The organism is Streptomyces sp. SudanB5_2050, assembly GCF_964272335.1.
Classification (GTDB): domain Bacteria; phylum Actinomycetota; class Actinomycetes; order Streptomycetales; family Streptomycetaceae; genus Streptomyces; species Streptomyces rochei.
In genome coordinates, this window is record NZ_OZ186760.1 from 5,006,048 (window position 1) to 5,022,691 (window position 16,644).

The window sequence follows — 16,644 nt, forward strand, 5'->3', positions numbered from 1 at the left end:
TGGGCCCCCGTTTGGGCCCACGGACCCTCGGACCGGAGCACCCGCGAGCCCTACCTTCCAGACGACGGCCACGGCACCGCCCACCCTGGAGGGGAACACCATGACCAACTGGCTCCACACCATCGCCGCCCACCTGCACACCCGCACGGCCCGCGACGACCAGGGGCAGACGGCGGTGGAGTACCTGGGGATCATCGCGGTGGTGGTGGCGATCGTGTTGGCCATCACGGGGACGGATATCGGGCAGTCGATCTACAACGCGATCACGGACAAGATCACAGAGGTCACTGGCGGCTGACGTTCGATCGCAGACTCGACGACGCGGGGCAGGCTTTTCCCATCTACATCACCGTGGTGGGAGGCCTGCTCCTTCTCGCGTTCGCGTACTTTGCCGTGGGCCAGGCCGCAGCGACTCGTAGTGACGCCCAGACCGCCGCCGACGCTGCCGCGCTCGCGGCCGCCCTGGAAACGCGGGACCAGCTTGCCGATCAATGGCTCACGAACATCCTGAAGCCTGAATCATGGCAAGGCATCTTCGACGGGGATGCGCCCGTCGCCGGCACGTGCTGGCGTGCCCAGGAACTGGCGGCCCGCAATGGGGCGGATGTGCAGTGTTACCCGGACGGACCGCTGGGCTACACCGTCGTGGCGGAAACCAAGGAGACCGTCGGGGACACGATCGTCCCCGGCACGGAGACTCGGCATGCGACAGAGTCCGCCACCGCGGTCATCGAAGCTCGCTGTTCGTTCGAACTGCCCGGCGAAGACGCCGATGGCGATGTGCTTCCCACGCTCTCGTGCGAGGGCGAGGAGTGGGAGCTGAAGCCGGACGACCTCGTGGACCTGCCGAAGCCCGAGGACCTCTTCGACGTCCACTTGGCCGATTGACGCGGAATGTCGAGTACGAAGGAAAGCGGAGTCATGAGTATGGGGATTACAGCCAGGGTCCGCAGGGGATTGGTCGCCGTGCCCGTAGCCATCGGGTTGGTTGTAGGCGTATCTGCTTGTGGTGGGAGTGGTGACGATGACAAGCCGGACGCATCTGCGTCCTCGTCCAGAAGCAGTGAGTCGAAGCCGGAAGCTCACGAAGAAGCGTCGGAAGAGCCGCTGGCCGAGCTGAAGGGCCCCTCTGGCTTGATTCTGAAGGTCACCGGCGCACAGCGTGACTCAGGCGGCTTTGTCACGGTGAGCGGCGAGTTGAAGAACGACGGCGACAAGACGGTCACGGTGCCGGCGCAGCTGAGCGGCAATGAGACCGAGATCATCCGGAACGGCAGGTCCCTCGGCGGTGCCACCTTGGTGGACTCCAAAGGGAAGAAGCGCTACTACGTACTGCGGGACACCGAGGGCCGCCCGCTCACCACAACCAACTTCTCCGCAGTGAAGGCCGGAGAGACCTTGCCCGTGTTCATGCAGTTTCCCGCCCCTCCCGCGACTGCGACCGAGCTGACCCTCCAGCTGCCCATGTTCTCGACAGCCCTCATCGAGATCTCAGGGTGAGCCCGGCCATGACCTCGACCCCACGTCTCACCCTGGCCCTCAGCACCACCACCGTGCTGCTCGCGACGAGCCTCTACAGCGCCGCCTCGGCCCACGCCGACGACGACCCCCCAGGTACCGAGATCTCCGCAGCCGCCCCCGTGAAGGTGGACCCCAACGACCCGGACCTCAAGCTGCCGGACGGCGCCACGCTCGCGCAGGCGAAGGTGCTGGACATCAAGTCGGTCGTCGAGGACCAGAGCGGCGACGAACGCCGCGAGGACACCAACACCAGCGTCACCTTCGCGCTGCAGGCAGAGGTCCTCTTCGGCAAGGACAGCGCGAAGCTCGGCGCCGAAGCCAAGTCCCGCATCACCGGCATCGCCGAGGAGATCAAGAACCAGAACGCCACCCGCGTCCGAGTCTTCGGCTTCACCGACAACCTCGGCTCCTCCGCCCACGGCGACGTCCTCTCCAAGAAGCGCGCCAACGCCGTGCACGACATCCTCACCGAGACCCTGAACGACGCCGGCATCACCTACGAGGTCCGCGGCTACGGCGAGCAGTACCCCATCGCCGACAACTCGACCGAGGCAGGCCGCAAGAAGAACCGCAGGGTGGAGGTCTCCTTCCCGCGCACGGAGGGCTGACCGAACCGATGCGGCACCCCACGACCACCGCCGGGCAACGGCACCGCCGCCGTCCGCCACCGGCCGCTCCCACCCTCCTGACCGTCCTGACGACCGCCCTCGCCCTGGCCGCCTGCGACAGCCCGAGCCCGTCCGACGACGCACCGGCGTCCGCACGGGAGCGCCCCTCCGCGTCCCGGTCGACGCCGGCACCCTCCGTCTCGGCGGCGGACGGAGCGGACATCCGGGCCTGCGCCGACGCGAACTGCGAGGTCGCGGTGGCCCGGCCCGTGACCGTCCGCTTCCAGGGCCCGGGCGGACCGGTGACGCTGTCGGTGACCGAGGTGGGCCGCGACGAGGTCGAGTACACCCTGAAGTCGGGCAACGGCCGGGCGGAGGGCGGCGCGAGCGGCGCGGGCCAGGGCTGCGTCACCGCGCTCCGCGAGAACGGCAGCGGCACCTCCTGCGGCGCGGTGAGCGGCACCCGGCCCAGCGCTCAGCCCGACGCGGTCGTCATCCAGGCGTCGACGGGACCGGACGGCACGGCCCTCCTGCACGTCGTCTCCCCGTGACGCCGAGACGGAGCCGCACGGGTCGGGCACCGCACCCACTCGGCTCAGCGCACCGCCGTACCGGCCTGCGCCGCCTCGATCCGCACCCGCGCCCCGGCCCGCACCCCCCACCGGGCCATCGCCCCGGCCTCCGCCTCCAGAACGTGCCGGGAACGCAACCGGGGCATCCCGAGCCGTCCAGGCCGCATGGTGCGCACGGCGATGACGACGAGCCGCCGGTCGAGGTAGGCGACGTCGATGGGCATCCGCATCCGGAAGGTGTGGACGCTGCCGGCGGGGGAGAGGAGCATCGCCCCGTCGAGTGCGTCCCGCCCGAGCAGTCCTCGGGTACGGGCACGGTACGAGCCAGCGATCTCCAACGGCACGCGGACACCGCCGCCCCCGGCCTCCTCGCCGACCACCAGTTCACCCACGCCGTCCCGCCACCGCTGCCCCATACCGGCCTCCTCCCCGCCCGCATCCCGCCCCGAACGTAGCGGCCACGTCCCGGCCCCGGCATGGGCCCACGGGCCCAACGCGGACGACCGGGCCCCTTTGCAGCCGCGCGGTTGCGTGACGCAATCGTTACTGCCCAAGAAGGCACATGTAAGGCCGTTTTGAGTCCCACGGACACCACGGGGGCTCGGCTTCCACCCTGGTGCCGTCCGATCCCGCTGGATAGCGTTGCTTCGCTCGAGAGAAGCCTCGTCCCCACCAGGAGCCGACCGTGAATCGCCGCCGCCCCACCCTCCTCGCAGCGCTCACGCTGACCGCCGCAGCGGCCCTGACGCTGTCCGCGTGCGGAAGCGACGACAAGCCCGCGAGCGACAACGACAAGATCGCGGGCGCGGACACGGGGAGTGAGAAGCCGGCCTCCCCGAGCCCCAGCGCCTCGGACACCGGTGGTCGCCCGGAGATCACCTTCCCTGCTGACGCCAAGAACGTCTTCGAGTACCAGAAGACTGGGGACACGACGAAAGACGCGGTACTCAAGGACAGCACGCTCGGCGTCAACTCCGTCGACGAGGCCATTTTCAGCGGCAGCACGGACACCAAGGCCCTCGGCTTCTACAACACCGAGTCAGCCCTGAGTGATTCGATCACGTACGTACTCGGATACGTCGACAAGAAGCGCACCTGGGTCGGCGAGACCCGGTACTTCGATTACAAGGTGAATCTCGTCGACGAGAACCAGGCGTACGTGACCTACTGCTCGGACGAAAGCAAGTCGTTCATCAAGGACAAGAAGACGGGCAAGGTCGAAGAAACGCCGACGACGGCGGACAGCTACGTCCTCTACAACACCAAACTCGCCAAGAACGCCGAGGGTGTGTGGCAGACCACCGACATCGCGTCGGACCGGGGGAGCGAAACGTGCCAACCGTGAGGAAAAGCCTGCGTATCGCGACACTTGTCGCACTCGCCAGTGTGCCGTTGATCGCTGCCCCCACCGCGCTCGCCGGCGGGCGCGGTGAGGGCGGCACCCGAGGGTCGACGGGACAGAAAGCCGAAGTCGGCGGTGACGGCACCGTGTCCGTGACCGTCGGTGGTGTTGTCTTCGACCGCTCGAAGAACGGCGGCGGCGACTCCGTCGGAGCCCTGACGTCGTCCACGTCCTGGAGCCCGCCGCCCTGCTGGTACGCCCCGAAGTACACCCCCGAACAACTGCAGAAGTACCTGGAGCCGATCTGGGAAGCCGGCTCCACGGGCTACGAGTGGGACGCCGACCAGCGGGAGAAGTACAACGCCGACGACGAGAAGAAGGGCTTCAACAAGGACAAGTCCGGTAAGGGCTACTGGTGGGGTTCCTACGTCGACAAGAGCTACCCGCCCGGCTGGGACTCCTGCGACGAGGACTACTTCTGGGTGGATTTCGACGACCCCCCTCCCGCCGACATCGAGAACGCCGTGACCCCCGAGGTCCTCGCCGAGCTCGCCTACGCCGAGATCCGCGTCCCCGGCACCGAGGTGACACTCGCCCCCGCGGAGGCCACCAAGGTGAACCTGCCGACCTGGGCGTGGCTGGACGGCGCCGAGTTCAAGCCGGTCTCCGTCACCGCCTCCGTGCCGGAGATCGGTGTCGAGGCGACGGCCACGGCGGAGCCGGTCTCCCTGCGGATCGAGCCCGGCACCCCGGACGCCGAGGTGTACCCGGCCTCGGGCGTCTGCGAGATCAAGGACGGTCGCATCGGCGAGCCGTACGCGAAGGGCAAGGCGAACGACACACCGCCGTGCGGAGTGAAGTACCTGCGGTCCTCGGGCGACGGCACGTTCCCGCTCCAGGCGACGGTCACCTGGGAGATCCACTGGACCGGTAGTGATGGCGCGGGCGGCGACCTTCCCGACGGCACGTTCGGCGCCACACAGGACGTCGTCGTCCAGGAGATCCAGGCCGTCAACCGCTGACGTCCGCACCAGCCCTCCGTGCGTAAGGAACCGCGCACACGCCACAAAAACCGGATGCCGTCGTTCCCCTCTTCGGTGCAGTGGACCGGAGAGGGGACGGGCGCATGGCGGGGCGGCTGGTGGTCGACGATGACGAGCTGGGGCGCTTCATGAAGTCGCTGAGGAAGTCGTCGACGTCGCTCGACGGCGTCCGCAAGGCGTTGTCGGACGCGACCGTCCACGGCCTCGGCACGGACGACCTCGACTCGGCCTGCGAAGCCTTCCAGGACGACTGGAAGTACGGATCCGAGGAGATCGGCAAGCAGACGGAGGACCTCGCCGACATCATCGGCAAGAGCAAGGACGGTTACCGCGAGGTCGACAAGGCGCTCGAGGAAGCGGTGCGGAAGTCGCGCGAGGCCGAGAGCGGCGGAGCGAAGTGAGCGCCACCTCCGGACAGGAGGAGTACGGCGCCGCCCTGGACCCCCGGTCCCGGGCCGACCTGGACAAGCCCCAGGGCCTCAAATCGGCCCCGCGCATCCCCAACCCCGACTACCCGCACCTCGGCTTCAACCCCGTACCGGGCGACACGGAGACGGTGCGGAGCCTGCGGAAGAAGCTCAGCGGCTGCGCCAAGGTGCTGCAGGACACCTACGACACGGTCACCAAACTGCTGGACGGCAGCTACTGGCAGGGCGATGCCGCGGTCGCCTTCCGCGAGCAGCTCGACGGCGGCCCGCTGCCGCTCAACCTCAAGAACGCGGCCCACTCCGTCCGCAAGGCGGCCAAGCAGCTGGGCCACTGGGAAGGCGAACTCGACGACTTCCAGCGGCGCGCCAGGAGGCTGGAGGAGGAGGCGAAGGAGGCCCGGGCCGCGGTCGACCGCGCGCGGGGGCGGGCGGACAAGGCGGGCGAGGACCCCGGCCTCCAGGCCGACGGCGCCGATCGCGAGGCCGCGCGGAAGGCCCTGACGCGTGCGAACGGTGACCTGGACGACGCCGAGACGGAACTGCGGAAGGTCATCGGCAAGGCGAAGAGTCTGGCCGAGGAGCACGAGCGGAAGGCCGGACACCGGGCCGGCAAGATCCGCGACGCCACGAAGAAGCTCGTGCCGCACGAGCCGGGGTGGTTCGACGAGGTACTGGACTGGCTGGGCGACAACCTGCCGGACATCCTCAGCTTCACCGCCGGACTCATCGGCGTCGTGGCGCTTCTCCTCTCTGGCCCTCTGGGCTGGGGCATCGCGACGGTGGCCGCGCTGATGCTCACGGCATCGGGACTGAGCGCGACGGCACTCGTCCTGCGGCTGAGCGATCCGGAAACCCGTGCGTCGCTTCGAGACGGTTTCACCAAGGGCGAGTTCGACGCCGACTTCTGGAGCAACGCCGTTTCGGTCGGTGCGGACCTTGCCGGTGCGTTGCCGGGGCTGGGAGCTGTAGTGAAGGGTGGAATCGAAGCCACGGACGCTGTTCGGACGGGGGCGCAGACGCTGGGGTTCTGGGAGAAGGCCGCCACCTACGGTTCCAAGTCCATGGATGAAGCTGAGCGCATTGTCGCTCTGGAGAACGGATTTGTTGCGCGAGCGGTTCGCGGATTCAACAATCCGGAAAAGGCGGCAAAGGCAGTGGTTGCGGCATCCGGTCTAACGGGCGTTGCTACGGGCGGTGTCGGGCTCTACTCCAAAGCAGTGGATGCTGACGATGACGGTATCAAGGATGGTGCCGTCGCAGGCATCGATGGTTCCCGCCTAATCCTTGACAGCGGGGGAATCATCGGTCTCGTTCGTCATGTCTTCTGATGCCTCACAGGGAGAGAAAGCAGCAGTGGACCCTGTCGCGTGTGCCGTCGCATGGAATCACCCCCCGACACGACGGGCGTGGATCCTGCATATGATCATGAACATCATCGGCTTGGTCGGCTGGGCCGGCGGCTGGGTCCTGCTGCTGGTGGTCTCCACCTACACACCAGACTGGGTCGTATGGGCTTTCATGCCCTACTTCCTTTACGGCGCTTACCGGGTGTTGACGCAATGCAAGTATTTCGCCTCGGCCTTCTTGATGCTCCGTGTCCTGCGAGCGTATCCGTGGCAAATCCTGCGGAGCGTCCCGCGAGGGCTGACCAGAAGGCCCGACGTGGTGAGTGAGCAGTACGGCTGGTTCGAGTTCCCCAACCCTGCATTCCGGGAACAGCCTCTGCCGCTTGTATTCCCACGTCACCTCCGCAGGAGTTGGTGGGCCCGCCGCATGGCCCCCCGGGCAAAACCTCATCTGAAGGCCCAGATCGATACCCTCTGGTTCGCCGGTGATCCCCGATTCATCGGGCTTGTCGCCGCTCCTGCCCGCCGTGGCACCGCTCCTCGCCGACTGCATGTCCTCGAGCAGCGGATGCACGTGCGAAGCGGCTGGCGTTTCGCCGACTGGGGCGCTACTCCCGATGACATCGAGCGCGGACGACGCGCAGGCGTCCGCCCCGTCCAACCCTGAGCCCCGAGATGAGCCACGCCGTGCAGTCCGCCGCCATCCTCGTCCACGAGTCCGTCGACGACCCCCACGCCGAACTCTGGTTCGCCGAACCGCCCGGGTTTCTGCCTCTCCCGCTGGACAACCTGCTCGCCGAGCCGGGGACGCCGGGGGCCGATGCTCTGCGTACGGCCGTCGCGCCGTTGCTGGAATCGGCGCCCACCGAGATGGCCCGGCAGAAGTTCGTCGCGCTCCTGGCGTCCGGCCAGCGGATGCTCGGCGCGCTGCGCGAGTTCGGCACCGTTCACTGTGCGGTGGGCCTGCACCGCGACGACGTCCGGGGACCGGCCGGCGGGGGCGCGCAGCCGTTGCTCTCCCTGCTCACCGTCACCTGGCGCGACACCTCGGCGGCCCCGAGGGCGGCGACCGTGGCCCGTGTCGCCGCCGAACTCGTGGACCACGAACACATCGAGTACGTCGATCTGCCGACCGGACCCCTCACCCTCAGCGAGTCCGTGCTGCGCCCGGCGGCGGACAGCGGTCTCCCTCAGCTCCCCCTCCTCCAGATCCACGCCCGTCTCCCTCACCCCGACTGCCGCCGCCTCGCCGTCCTCACGCTCAGCACCACCGCCACCGCCCGGCGGCAGGAGTACCGGACGATCCTGCGGCAGGTCGTCGAGACGGTGCGGTTCGAGAAGCCCCTGGGCACCCTGAGGCACTGACCCGTAAAGCGGTTGTCCGGCGACGGAGCCCCCGGTAGGAAGGGCTCATGACTGGACTCGGTGCCGTGTTCCGCCCCCAGCTCGCCCCCGAGCGCCTCCGTGCCGTCGCCCGTGCCGCCGACGAGGCCGGGCTGGAGGAGCTGTGGCTCTGGGAGGACTGCTTCCGCGAGGGCGGGATCTCCACGGCCGCCGCCGCGCTCGCGTGGACGGAGCGGGTGCGGGTCGGCGTGGGACTGCTGCCCGTGCCCCTGCGGAACGTGGCGATCACCGCGATGGAAGCCGCCACGCTGCACCGGATGTTCCCCGGCCGGGCGATCCTCGGCGTCGGGCACGGCGTGCAGGACTGGATGGGGCAGGTCGGGGCCCGGGTCGAATCGCCCGTCACCCTGCTGCGGGAGCACCTGCTCGCCCTGCGAGCCCTGTTGGCGGGAGAGAGGGTGACGACCGAGGGACGGTACGTCCGGCTCGACGACGTCGCGCTGGACTGGCCTCCGGGGCAGGGGGTCGAGGTGCTCGCCGGTGCCACCGGCCCGCGTTCGCTGCGGCTGGCCGGTGAGGCGGCCGACGGGACGGTACTGACCGCGTCCACCCCGCCGGACGGCGTACGGCGGGCCCGGCGGCTGATCGACGAAGGGCGTGCGGCGGCCGGGCGGACGGACGCCCACAAGGTCGTCGTCTATCTGCTCGCCGCCACCGGGGCCGACGCCCACGAACGGTTGCGGGCCGAGCTGGTCGCCGAAGGGGACGACGCCGTTCCGGGGCTCGGCGTGGCCGGGGACGCGGAAGCCGTCGCCGCGGCCGTACGGCGGCTGGCCGAGGCCGGCGCGGACTCCGTCATCCTCCAGCCGACCGGTTATGAGCCCGACCCGGAGGGTTTCGTGCGCTTCGTCGCCGAGGAGATCGGCCCCATGGTGGCCTGAGGGCCTGAGGGCCTGAGGGCCTGAGGGCCTGAGGGATGAGGGGATGAGGGCGGCCTGAGAGCGCCGTCGCGCCGAGCGACGTACACCGCCCTCGCCCCCGAGCGACGTGCACCGTCCCCGCCCCCGTCCCTCGACCACCCGACCCGCACCGCGCAGACGCACGCCGATCGGAAGAACTCCCATGGCACCACCCACCTCCCGTACCTTCGACGACCTCGTGGCCGAGGGCGCCGCCGTCCCCACCGAAGGGTGGGACTTCTCGTGGTTCGAGGGGAGGGCCACCGAGGCACAACCCTCCTGGGGGTACGCGCGCGCCCTGGGCGGGCGGCTCGCCGGGGCCGGTGCCGTGCTGGACGTGCAGACCGGGGGAGGGGAGGTGCTGGACTTCGCCCTCGGGACGGCGGCGCCCGGCCGGCCCGCCCTCCTGGTCGCCACCGAAGGGTGGCCGCCCAACGTCGCGAAGGCCAGCGCACTGCTGCGCCCCCGGGGCGTACCCGTGGTCGCCTCGCCCGACGACGCGCCGTTCCCCTTCGCCGACGGGGCCTTCGACCTGGTCGTGAGCCGGCATCCCGTCGCGCCGCACTGGTCGGAGATCGCCCGCGTCCTCGCGCCCGGCGGTACGTACTTCGCCCAGCACGTGGGACCCGCCAGCGTGTTCGAGGTCGTCGAGTTCTTCCTCGGGCCGCAGCCGGAGGAGAGCCGCGACGCCCGGCACCCGGACGGGGAGCGGGCCGACGCCGAGGCCGCCGGGCTGGAGGTCGTCGACCTGCGGGCGGAGCGGCTGCGGATGGAGTTCCACGACATCGGCGCCGTCGTCCACTTCCTGCGCAAGGTCGTGTGGATGGTGCCCGGGTTCACCGTCGAGGCGTACCGGGACCGGCTCCGCGAGCTGCACGAGCGCATCGAGGCCGAGGGACCGTTCGTCGCCCACAGCGCGCGGCATCTCATCGAGGCCCGCAAACCCCGTCGGTAGGCGACGGAAGCCCCGTCGGTAGGCGACGGCGACCCGTCTGTCGGTCCCCAGGCCGACCGGTGGCTGCGCCGAGGGGACGACGCGGGTGTGGACGCCGGGCACCGCTCCGATCGCTTCGGCGGCCGGCGTGCCCGTTCGGGCGGACTTGGCCGGGAACCGCCGGTCGAGGGGCGGCCCGCGCTCGCCGTCCGTCACATGGCCCTCCACGCCCTCGTCATGAGGCGGTGTCAGGGAGGGGGCGCGGGTGGTGAGGTCGGTGGCCCGGACGGACTCTCCGGCATCACCGGTGCGTGGCCTGCCCGGAGCAGGGATCTTCCGGACGTATGGGCACGCCTTCGCAAACAGCCGCACAAACAACCGCATGCGTGGAGGGAGGGTGGGGAACCGCCCACCCATCCTCACAGGGTTTCCACATCGTTATCCATCGTTGCCCGTCTCGCCTCGATTCCGCGCCGCCCGATCACGTAAGTTCGGTGCCAGGTAATTCGCGTGAGCAAAGCTGCGCGTGTGGCACCGCGCAGTGGAGGGGGCTGCGCGGTGCCGGGTCAAGCGGCAGCCCGCCGGGGGAGTCACCCGGTGGAGGGAAGTGCGGGCGGCCGGGCCGGCGGCTCGTGACGCGGGTGCCGGTGTGTGGGGATGCCACCGAACCGCCCCCCGGTGCACTCGCGACGCAGCCCTTTCTCCCTCTCCTCTCCCCTTCTTCTCCTCATCCGCTCTCTTTTGGCCACGATTCGCGGCGGAATAGGTGCTTCCGGGGCCCTCCGGGCGTCGCCGGATGATTTCGGAGAGTAGTTGTGGCACGCCGATGCGCGCGACATTCCTTACGAAGGGTTATGGTGGAAACCCCCCCTCGGGCCGGTCCGTATCCCCCCCCCACGGACCGGCCCGTTTTCTGTGCGCTCCCGGAGACGGGGGCCGGGGTGATCCCGGGGAAGGGGACGGGGAAGAGGACCGGGCGGGACTCGGGCGGCTCCCGAGGGGCGCACGTCATGAGGAGTTCACCGGTGCGTCGTCCTGGGTCGTTGCATGGCGGCGTGTGTTCGAGGGCATAAGCCAAGCAGGTCGACGCCCGAACCACGGGCGTCGCATCTCAGCGGACGGCACGGAGCCGTCCGCCCGGGAGGCCCTTTGCACCAGCCCCACCGTGCGGTCACGGCACGGAAGACGTGGCGGAGGGCCGGCTCGCGGCCCGCGCCGGTGCAGGGCGGCCGTCGACCGGTCGGCTCGCTCCCGCTCTCCCGGCCCAGCGTCCACTCCGTCGCTCCCCGACCTCATCCGAGGGGGTACGTCCTTCCGTGGTGACCAGCACAAAGCGCCACAAGCCAGATCGGCGCACCTACGTTCTCGACACCAGCGTCCTGCTGGCCGACCCGAACGCCCTGAACCGCTTCGACGAGCACGAGGTCGTGCTCCCGATCGTCGTGGTGACGGAGCTGGAGGCCAAACGGCACCATCCCGAACTCGGCTACTTCGCCCGGCAGGCCCTGCGTCTGCTCGACGAGTTCCGGGTGCGGCACGGTCGCCTCGACGCCCCCATCCCGATCGGGGATCTCGGCGGCACCGTCCGTGTCGAGCTGAACCACTCGGACCCCAGCGTGCTGCCCACCGGCTACCGCCTGGGGGACAACGACTCCCGCATCCTCGCGGTCGCCCGCAATCTGCAGGCGGAGGGGTACGACGTCACCGTCGTGTCGAAGGACCTCCCGCTCAGGATCAAGGCGTCCTCCGTGGGACTCCTCGCCGAGGAGTACCGCGCGGAGCTGGCCATCACGGACGCGTCCGGCTGGACCGGCATGTCCGAACTCACCCTCCCGGGTGAACAGGTGGACATCCTCTTCGAGGAGGGGCGGGTCTTCGTCCCCGAGGCCGCCGGCCTTCCCGTGCACACCGGGCTGACCATCCAGTCCGAGCGCGGCAAGGCCCTCGGCCGGGTCACGCCCGACGGCAGCGTCCGCCTCGTGCGCGGCGACCGGGAGGCGTTCGGCATCAAGGGCCGCAGCGCCGAGCAGCGGATCGCGCTCGACCTGCTCCTCGACCCGGACGTCGGGATCGTGTCAATGGGCGGCCGGGCCGGCACCGGCAAGTCGGCGCTGGCGCTGTGCGCCGGGCTCGAAGCCGTGCTGGAGCGGCGGCAGCACCAGAAGGTGATGGTCTTCCGTCCGCTGTACGCGGTGGGCGGGCAGGAGCTGGGCTATCTGCCCGGCTCCGAGGCCGAGAAGATGAGCCCCTGGGCGCAGGCGGTCTTCGACACCCTGTCGGCCGTCACCAGCCGTGAGGTCATCGAGGAGGTGACCGCGCGCGGGATGCTGGAGGTCCTGCCGCTCACCCACATCCGCGGACGCTCGCTGCACGACGCGTTCGTGATCGTGGACGAGGCCCAGTCGCTGGAGCGGAACGTCCTGCTGACCGTGCTCTCCCGCATCGGCGCCAACTCGCGGGTCGTCCTGACCCACGACGTGGCGCAGCGGGACAACCTGCGGGTGGGGCGCTACGACGGTGTCGTCGCCGTCGTGGAGAAGCTGAAGGGGCATCCGCTCTTCGCGCACGTCACCCTGACGCGGTCCGAACGGTCCCAGATCGCCGCGCTCGTGACCGAAATGCTGGAGGACGGCCACATCTGACCCACATCGCGTGACATCGGCGTGACACCGGCGCCGTCCGGAAGGCGAAGAGCCTAGCCGGGCGGCGCCTCGGCGTGTGTGGCTTTCCGAGAATCACCTGGACCAAACGAGATGTGAGCTTTCACACGCAACACAGAATTGCTTCACCCCGTCGGGTTACGGCAGAGTCTCGTTCCTGTCAGGCCCCGCATACGACACAGCTGTACCCCCAGCGGTACGGCAGCACGACAGAAGCACCAGTCCCAACTCCATAGCAGCGTCGTATGCCGCCCGAGCACCACGCGGCGCTCCCCTCGCGGGGAGTTGTCCACCGGGCCCGTGCCTCCCGTGACCCGTAGTTGGGGAGGCCAGTGCCAGGGGCACGATTGCGTCCGCGAGGGTCACCGAAGCGGGCGATGCTGGAAGGAAACCGTGTGAGCCGGATCTCGGTCCGGGGATTCGCAGTGGCCTCGGCCACGGCGGTCACCGCTGTCGGAAGTGTCGTCGGCGTTGCCTCGGGCAGCACCGCGCAGAACAACGACGCGGAAGCCACAGCAGCCGGCACGACGCTGCTTGCGGACATCCCCATGGGCGAGCAGGCGCAGGTGCAGACCGCGTCCCTGACGCAGCAGGCCGACGTACAGGCCATCGCCGCGGACGCGAGCGCCAAGAAGGACGCCGAGGAGGCGGCCCGCAAGGCAGCCGCCGAGACCGCCGTGGCCAAGCAGGAGAAGGCCAAGCAGGCGGCCGAGGAGGCCAAGAAGCGCGAGGCGGCCGAGAAGGCGGCCAGCCGCGACGCCGAGCGCGAGGCCACCAGCTTCGCCGTCCAGAGCTCGTACAGCACCAGCCAGATCCAGGCGATGGCCCGTCAGATGGTGCCCAGCGGCCAGTGGCAGTGCTTCAGCAACATCGTGGACCACGAGTCCAGCTGGAACTACAAGGCCGTCAACCCCTCCTCCGGCGCCTACGGCCTCTTCCAGGCCCTGCCGGCCGGCAAGTACGCCTCGGCGGGCGCCGACTGGCGGACCAACCCGGCCACCCAGATCAAGTGGGGCCTCAACTACATGGACAGCCGCTACGGCAGCCCGTGCGACGCCTGGACCTTCTGGCAGGCCAACCACTGGTACTGAGCCCGGCCCGGCGCCGTCCGGCCCCACCGCTCAACCTCGCCAAGCCCCTCGCCGTCCTTCGGTGAGGGGCTTCGGCGTGCCCGCGATGTACGGTCGGACCGAAACGACTCCAGGGGGGAGTGGTGGGGAAAGACGGGGGAAGAGGACGGATCATGTCGCGAGTGCCAGGGTGGCTCGGTCGGCTCGGCGCCGGACTGACGCAGATGAGCAGGCGGTTGGAGCAGCGCCGGGAAGAGGCGCGGGGAGAGGGCCCGGACGACGAACCGGCGCCGGACGCCCTCCACGCACCGCTGTCGCGGCAGGAAGCCTCCCCGGAGCACACCGCGGCGCCGCAGCCGTTCGTCGTCCACCAGCGTCCCGATCCGGCGCAGGCCGTCCCCTGGGGCGTACGGGTCGCCGCGGAGGCCGGGTGGCGGCTGCTGGTCCTCGCGGGGACCGTGTGGGTGCTGATGCGCGTCATCAGCGCCGTGCAGCTGGTGGTGCTGGCGTTCGTGGCCGCACTGCTGATCACGGCGCTGCTCCAGCCGACCGTGGCCCGGCTGCGCCGCCTCGGCGTGCCGCGCGGGCCGGCCACCGCGCTGACCGCGATCCTCGGCTTCGTCGTGATGGGGCTGATCGGCTGGTTCGTGACCTGGCAGGTCATGGAGAACATCGACAACCTCTCCGACCAGGTCCAGGACGGCATCGACGAACTGCGCAACTGGCTGCTGAACAGCCCGTTCCACGTCACCGACAAGCAGATCAACGAGATCGCCAAGAACCTGCGCGAGGCCGTCGGCGCCAACACCGACCAGATAACGTCCGCCGGTCTGGAGGGCGTCACGGTCGTCGTCGAGGCGCTCACCGGCATCCTGCTGGCCGCCTTCTCGACGCTGTTCCTGCTCTACGACGGCAAGCGCATCTGGCAGTGGACGCTGAAGCTGGTGCCGGCGGCGGCCCGGCCGGGCGTGGCCGGCGCGGGGCCGCGCGCCTGGCGCACCCTGACGGCGTATGTGCGCGGCACGGTGATCGTGGCGCTGATCGACGCCATCTTCATCGGTCTCGGCATCTACTTCCTGGACGTGCCGATGGCCGTCCCGCTGGCCGTGTTCATCTTCCTGTTCGCCTTCATCCCGCTGGTCGGCGCGGTGATCTCGGGTGCGCTCGCGGTCGTCGTGGCGCTGGTGACGCAGGGCGTGTTCGCGGCCGTCATGACGCTGATCGTGGTGCTGGCCGTGCAGCAGATCGAGGGCCACATCCTCCAGCCGTTCATCCTGGGGCGCGCGGTGCGGGTCCACCCGCTGGCGGTGGTGCTGTCGGTGGCCGCGGGCGGCATGGTGGCCGGCATCGGCGGGGCGGTGGTCGCGGTACCGCTGGTGGCGGTGACGAACACCGTCGTCGGCTATCTGCGGGCGTACTCCCGGGAGGCCGCCGTACGGCAGGCGCCGAAGCCGCGCGGCGCGACGGCCACGGACGCGTCACCGGCCCTTCCGGACGGCTCCGCGACCTCGGGAGCCGCCGCGGACGCGGGCGCCGAACCGCCGGCCGAGCACAGGGGCGACGGGCCGTCGAACGGCACTTCCCCGGCGTAGCGTCGCTCCCCGCCCGCACGACGACGCGACGGGCCCCGCTCACCCGGTCGGTGAGCGGGGCCCGTCGCGTGCGCGATCCCGTGCGGGACTACTGCGCGGCCAGCACGGCCTCCGCGTCCAGCGTGGCGCCCACGGCCTCGACCACGGCGGCGATCTTGAACGCCTCCTGGATCGTCTCGCGGTCCACACCGGCCTTGCGCAGCACCTGCTCGTGCGAGTCCAGGCACATGCCGCAGCCGTTGATGGCGGACACCGCGAAGGACCACAGCTCGAAGTCGACCTTGTCGACGCCCGGGTTGCCGATGACGTTCATCCGCAGGCCGGCGCGCAGGGTGCCGTACTCGTGGTCCGACAGCAGGTGCCGGGTGCGGTAGAAGACGTTGTTCATCGCCATGATGGCGGCGGCCGACTTGGCGGCCGAGTACGCCTCGGGCGTGAGGTTCGCCTTCGCCTCCGGCTCCAGCTCGCGCAGGACGATGGGGGAGCGCGAGGCGATGGCGGTCGCCAGCACGGTGCCCCACAGCTGCTGCGCCGGGAGGTCGGAGTTGCCGATGACCGAGCCCAGGTTGAGCTTCAGGTCCTTGGCGTAGTCCGGTATGGCGGACTTCAGGGAGTCGAGCGACATGTCAGTTCACTCCCCCGAGAGCAGCGCGACCGGGTCCAGGGTCTCGTCGCCCTTGCTCCAGTTGCACGGGCAGAGCTCGTCGGTCTGCAGGGCGTCGAGGACCCGCAGGACCTCCTTGGGGTTACGGCCGACGGAGCCGGCGGTGACCATCGTGAACTGGATCTCGTTGTTCTGGTCCACGATGAAGACGGCGCGCTGCGCGAAGCCGTCCTCGCCCTCGATGCCGAGGGCACGCATCAGCTCGTGCTTCGAGTCGGCCATCATCGGGAAGGGCAGGTCGGTGAGGTCCGGGTGGTCCTTGCGCCAGGCGTGGTGCACGAACTCGGAGTCGCCGGAGAAGCCGAGGATCTGGGCGTCACGGTCGGCGAACTCGTCGTTCAGCTTGCCGAAGGCGGCGATCTCGGTCGGGCACACGAAGGTGAAGTCCTTGGGCCAGGCGAAGACGACCTTCCACTTGCCCTCGTAGGTCTTGTGGTCGATCTGCTCGAACTCCTTGCCCTTCTCCAGCGAGACGCAGGCGGTCAGTTCGAACTCGGGGAACTTGTCACCGACAGTGAGCACGCGCTCTCCAATAGTGCAGCGAAGAAACACCCATTTTGC

At 69.8% G+C, this 16,644-nt stretch carries 19 protein-coding genes; 16 read left to right on the forward strand and 3 right to left on the reverse strand.

What is annotated here, in order from left to right:
• Positions 1 to 100: 100 nt before the first annotated feature.
• Genes ACFZP7_RS22455 through ACFZP7_RS22475 form a run of 5 tightly spaced genes read left to right on the forward strand, consistent with a single transcriptional unit; the run spans position 101 to position 2,680 of the window.
• Positions 101 to 298: a Flp family type IVb pilin gene (locus tag ACFZP7_RS22455; RefSeq protein WP_030969427.1), complete on the forward strand. Its 198-nt coding sequence runs from the start codon at positions 101 to 103 to the stop codon at positions 296 to 298.
• Complete coding sequence (locus ACFZP7_RS22460) at positions 295 to 888, forward strand: pilus assembly protein TadG-related protein (protein WP_109203872.1); 594 nt, start codon at positions 295 to 297, stop codon at positions 886 to 888. The genes ACFZP7_RS22455 and ACFZP7_RS22460 overlap by 4 nt, the downstream gene beginning before the upstream one ends.
• A 33-nt stretch (positions 889 to 921) precedes the next feature.
• Complete coding sequence (locus ACFZP7_RS22465; RefSeq protein ID WP_030969429.1) at positions 922 to 1,500, forward strand: hypothetical protein; 579 nt, start codon at positions 922 to 924, stop codon at positions 1,498 to 1,500.
• Between the two features lie 8 nt (positions 1,501 to 1,508).
• A complete protein-coding gene (locus tag ACFZP7_RS22470; protein WP_127433361.1) occupies positions 1,509 to 2,129 on the forward strand; it encodes an OmpA family protein in 621 nt (206 codons plus the stop codon).
• 8 nt (positions 2,130 to 2,137) lie between these two features.
• On the forward strand, positions 2,138 to 2,680 hold the full coding sequence (locus ACFZP7_RS22475) for a hypothetical protein (RefSeq protein WP_385635404.1): 543 nt from the start codon (positions 2,138 to 2,140) through the stop codon (positions 2,678 to 2,680).
• 44 nt (positions 2,681 to 2,724) lie between these two features.
• Here the strand turns inward: ACFZP7_RS22475 and ACFZP7_RS22480 are convergent, their stop codons facing one another.
• Positions 2,725 to 3,117 carry a DUF192 domain-containing protein gene (locus ACFZP7_RS22480; protein WP_322501372.1) on the reverse strand — a complete coding sequence of 131 codons (393 nt, stop codon included), beginning with the start codon at positions 3,115 to 3,117 and terminating at the stop codon, positions 2,725 to 2,727.
• A 269-nt stretch (positions 3,118 to 3,386) separates the two neighbouring features.
• On the opposite strand from ACFZP7_RS22480, the gene ACFZP7_RS22485 reads away from it, so the two are divergent.
• The 11 genes from ACFZP7_RS22485 to ACFZP7_RS22535 all read left to right on the forward strand — a co-directional run bounded on the left by ACFZP7_RS22485 (position 3,387) and on the right by ACFZP7_RS22535 (position 15,419).
• On the forward strand, positions 3,387 to 4,046 hold the full coding sequence (locus tag ACFZP7_RS22485; protein WP_385635406.1) for a hypothetical protein: 660 nt from the start codon (positions 3,387 to 3,389) through the stop codon (positions 4,044 to 4,046).
• Between the two features lie 41 nt (positions 4,047 to 4,087).
• The gene (locus tag ACFZP7_RS22490) at positions 4,088 to 5,065 is read left to right on the forward strand and encodes a hypothetical protein (RefSeq protein ID WP_385638508.1); all 978 of its coding nucleotides are present in this window, start codon (positions 4,088 to 4,090) and stop codon (positions 5,063 to 5,065) included.
• A 104-nt stretch (positions 5,066 to 5,169) separates the two neighbouring features.
• Positions 5,170 to 5,487 carry a hypothetical protein gene (locus ACFZP7_RS22495; RefSeq protein WP_030969441.1) on the forward strand — a complete coding sequence of 106 codons (318 nt, stop codon included), beginning with the start codon at positions 5,170 to 5,172 and terminating at the stop codon, positions 5,485 to 5,487.
• On the forward strand, positions 5,484 to 6,842 hold the full coding sequence (locus ACFZP7_RS22500) for a putative T7SS-secreted protein (RefSeq protein WP_385635408.1): 1,359 nt from the start codon (positions 5,484 to 5,486) through the stop codon (positions 6,840 to 6,842). Before ACFZP7_RS22495 ends, ACFZP7_RS22500 begins: the two co-directional genes overlap by 4 nt.
• A gap of 91 nt (positions 6,843 to 6,933) precedes the next feature.
• On the forward strand, positions 6,934 to 7,527 hold the full coding sequence (locus ACFZP7_RS22505) for a hypothetical protein (protein ID WP_385635410.1): 594 nt from the start codon (positions 6,934 to 6,936) through the stop codon (positions 7,525 to 7,527).
• Between the two features lie 8 nt (positions 7,528 to 7,535).
• A complete protein-coding gene (locus ACFZP7_RS22510; RefSeq protein ID WP_385635412.1) occupies positions 7,536 to 8,225 on the forward strand; it encodes a hypothetical protein in 690 nt (229 codons plus the stop codon).
• Positions 8,226 to 8,272: 47 nt separating this feature from the next.
• On the forward strand, positions 8,273 to 9,145 hold the full coding sequence (locus ACFZP7_RS22515; RefSeq protein ID WP_385635414.1) for an LLM class flavin-dependent oxidoreductase: 873 nt from the start codon (positions 8,273 to 8,275) through the stop codon (positions 9,143 to 9,145).
• A gap of 181 nt (positions 9,146 to 9,326) precedes the next feature.
• On the forward strand, positions 9,327 to 10,118 hold the full coding sequence (locus tag ACFZP7_RS22520) for a methyltransferase domain-containing protein (protein ID WP_385635416.1): 792 nt from the start codon (positions 9,327 to 9,329) through the stop codon (positions 10,116 to 10,118).
• A gap of 1,295 nt (positions 10,119 to 11,413) precedes the next feature.
• Complete coding sequence (locus ACFZP7_RS22525) at positions 11,414 to 12,739, forward strand: PhoH family protein (protein ID WP_019329189.1); 1,326 nt, start codon at positions 11,414 to 11,416, stop codon at positions 12,737 to 12,739.
• Between the two features lie 413 nt (positions 12,740 to 13,152).
• Positions 13,153 to 13,848: a transglycosylase SLT domain-containing protein gene (locus tag ACFZP7_RS22530; protein ID WP_031018917.1), complete on the forward strand. Its 696-nt coding sequence runs from the start codon at positions 13,153 to 13,155 to the stop codon at positions 13,846 to 13,848.
• Between the two features lie 152 nt (positions 13,849 to 14,000).
• Positions 14,001 to 15,419 carry an AI-2E family transporter gene (locus ACFZP7_RS22535; protein ID WP_385635419.1) on the forward strand — a complete coding sequence of 473 codons (1,419 nt, stop codon included), beginning with the start codon at positions 14,001 to 14,003 and terminating at the stop codon, positions 15,417 to 15,419.
• A gap of 88 nt (positions 15,420 to 15,507) precedes the next feature.
• Here ACFZP7_RS22535 and ACFZP7_RS22540 read toward each other — a convergent pair whose 3' ends face one another.
• Positions 15,508 to 16,044 carry an alkyl hydroperoxide reductase gene (locus ACFZP7_RS22540; RefSeq protein WP_019329192.1) on the reverse strand — a complete coding sequence of 179 codons (537 nt, stop codon included), beginning with the start codon at positions 16,042 to 16,044 and terminating at the stop codon, positions 15,508 to 15,510.
• A gap of 6 nt (positions 16,045 to 16,050) precedes the next feature.
• On the reverse strand, positions 16,051 to 16,605 hold the full coding sequence (locus tag ACFZP7_RS22545; protein WP_019329193.1) for a peroxiredoxin: 555 nt from the start codon (positions 16,603 to 16,605) through the stop codon (positions 16,051 to 16,053).
• Positions 16,606 to 16,644 lie beyond the last annotated feature (39 nt).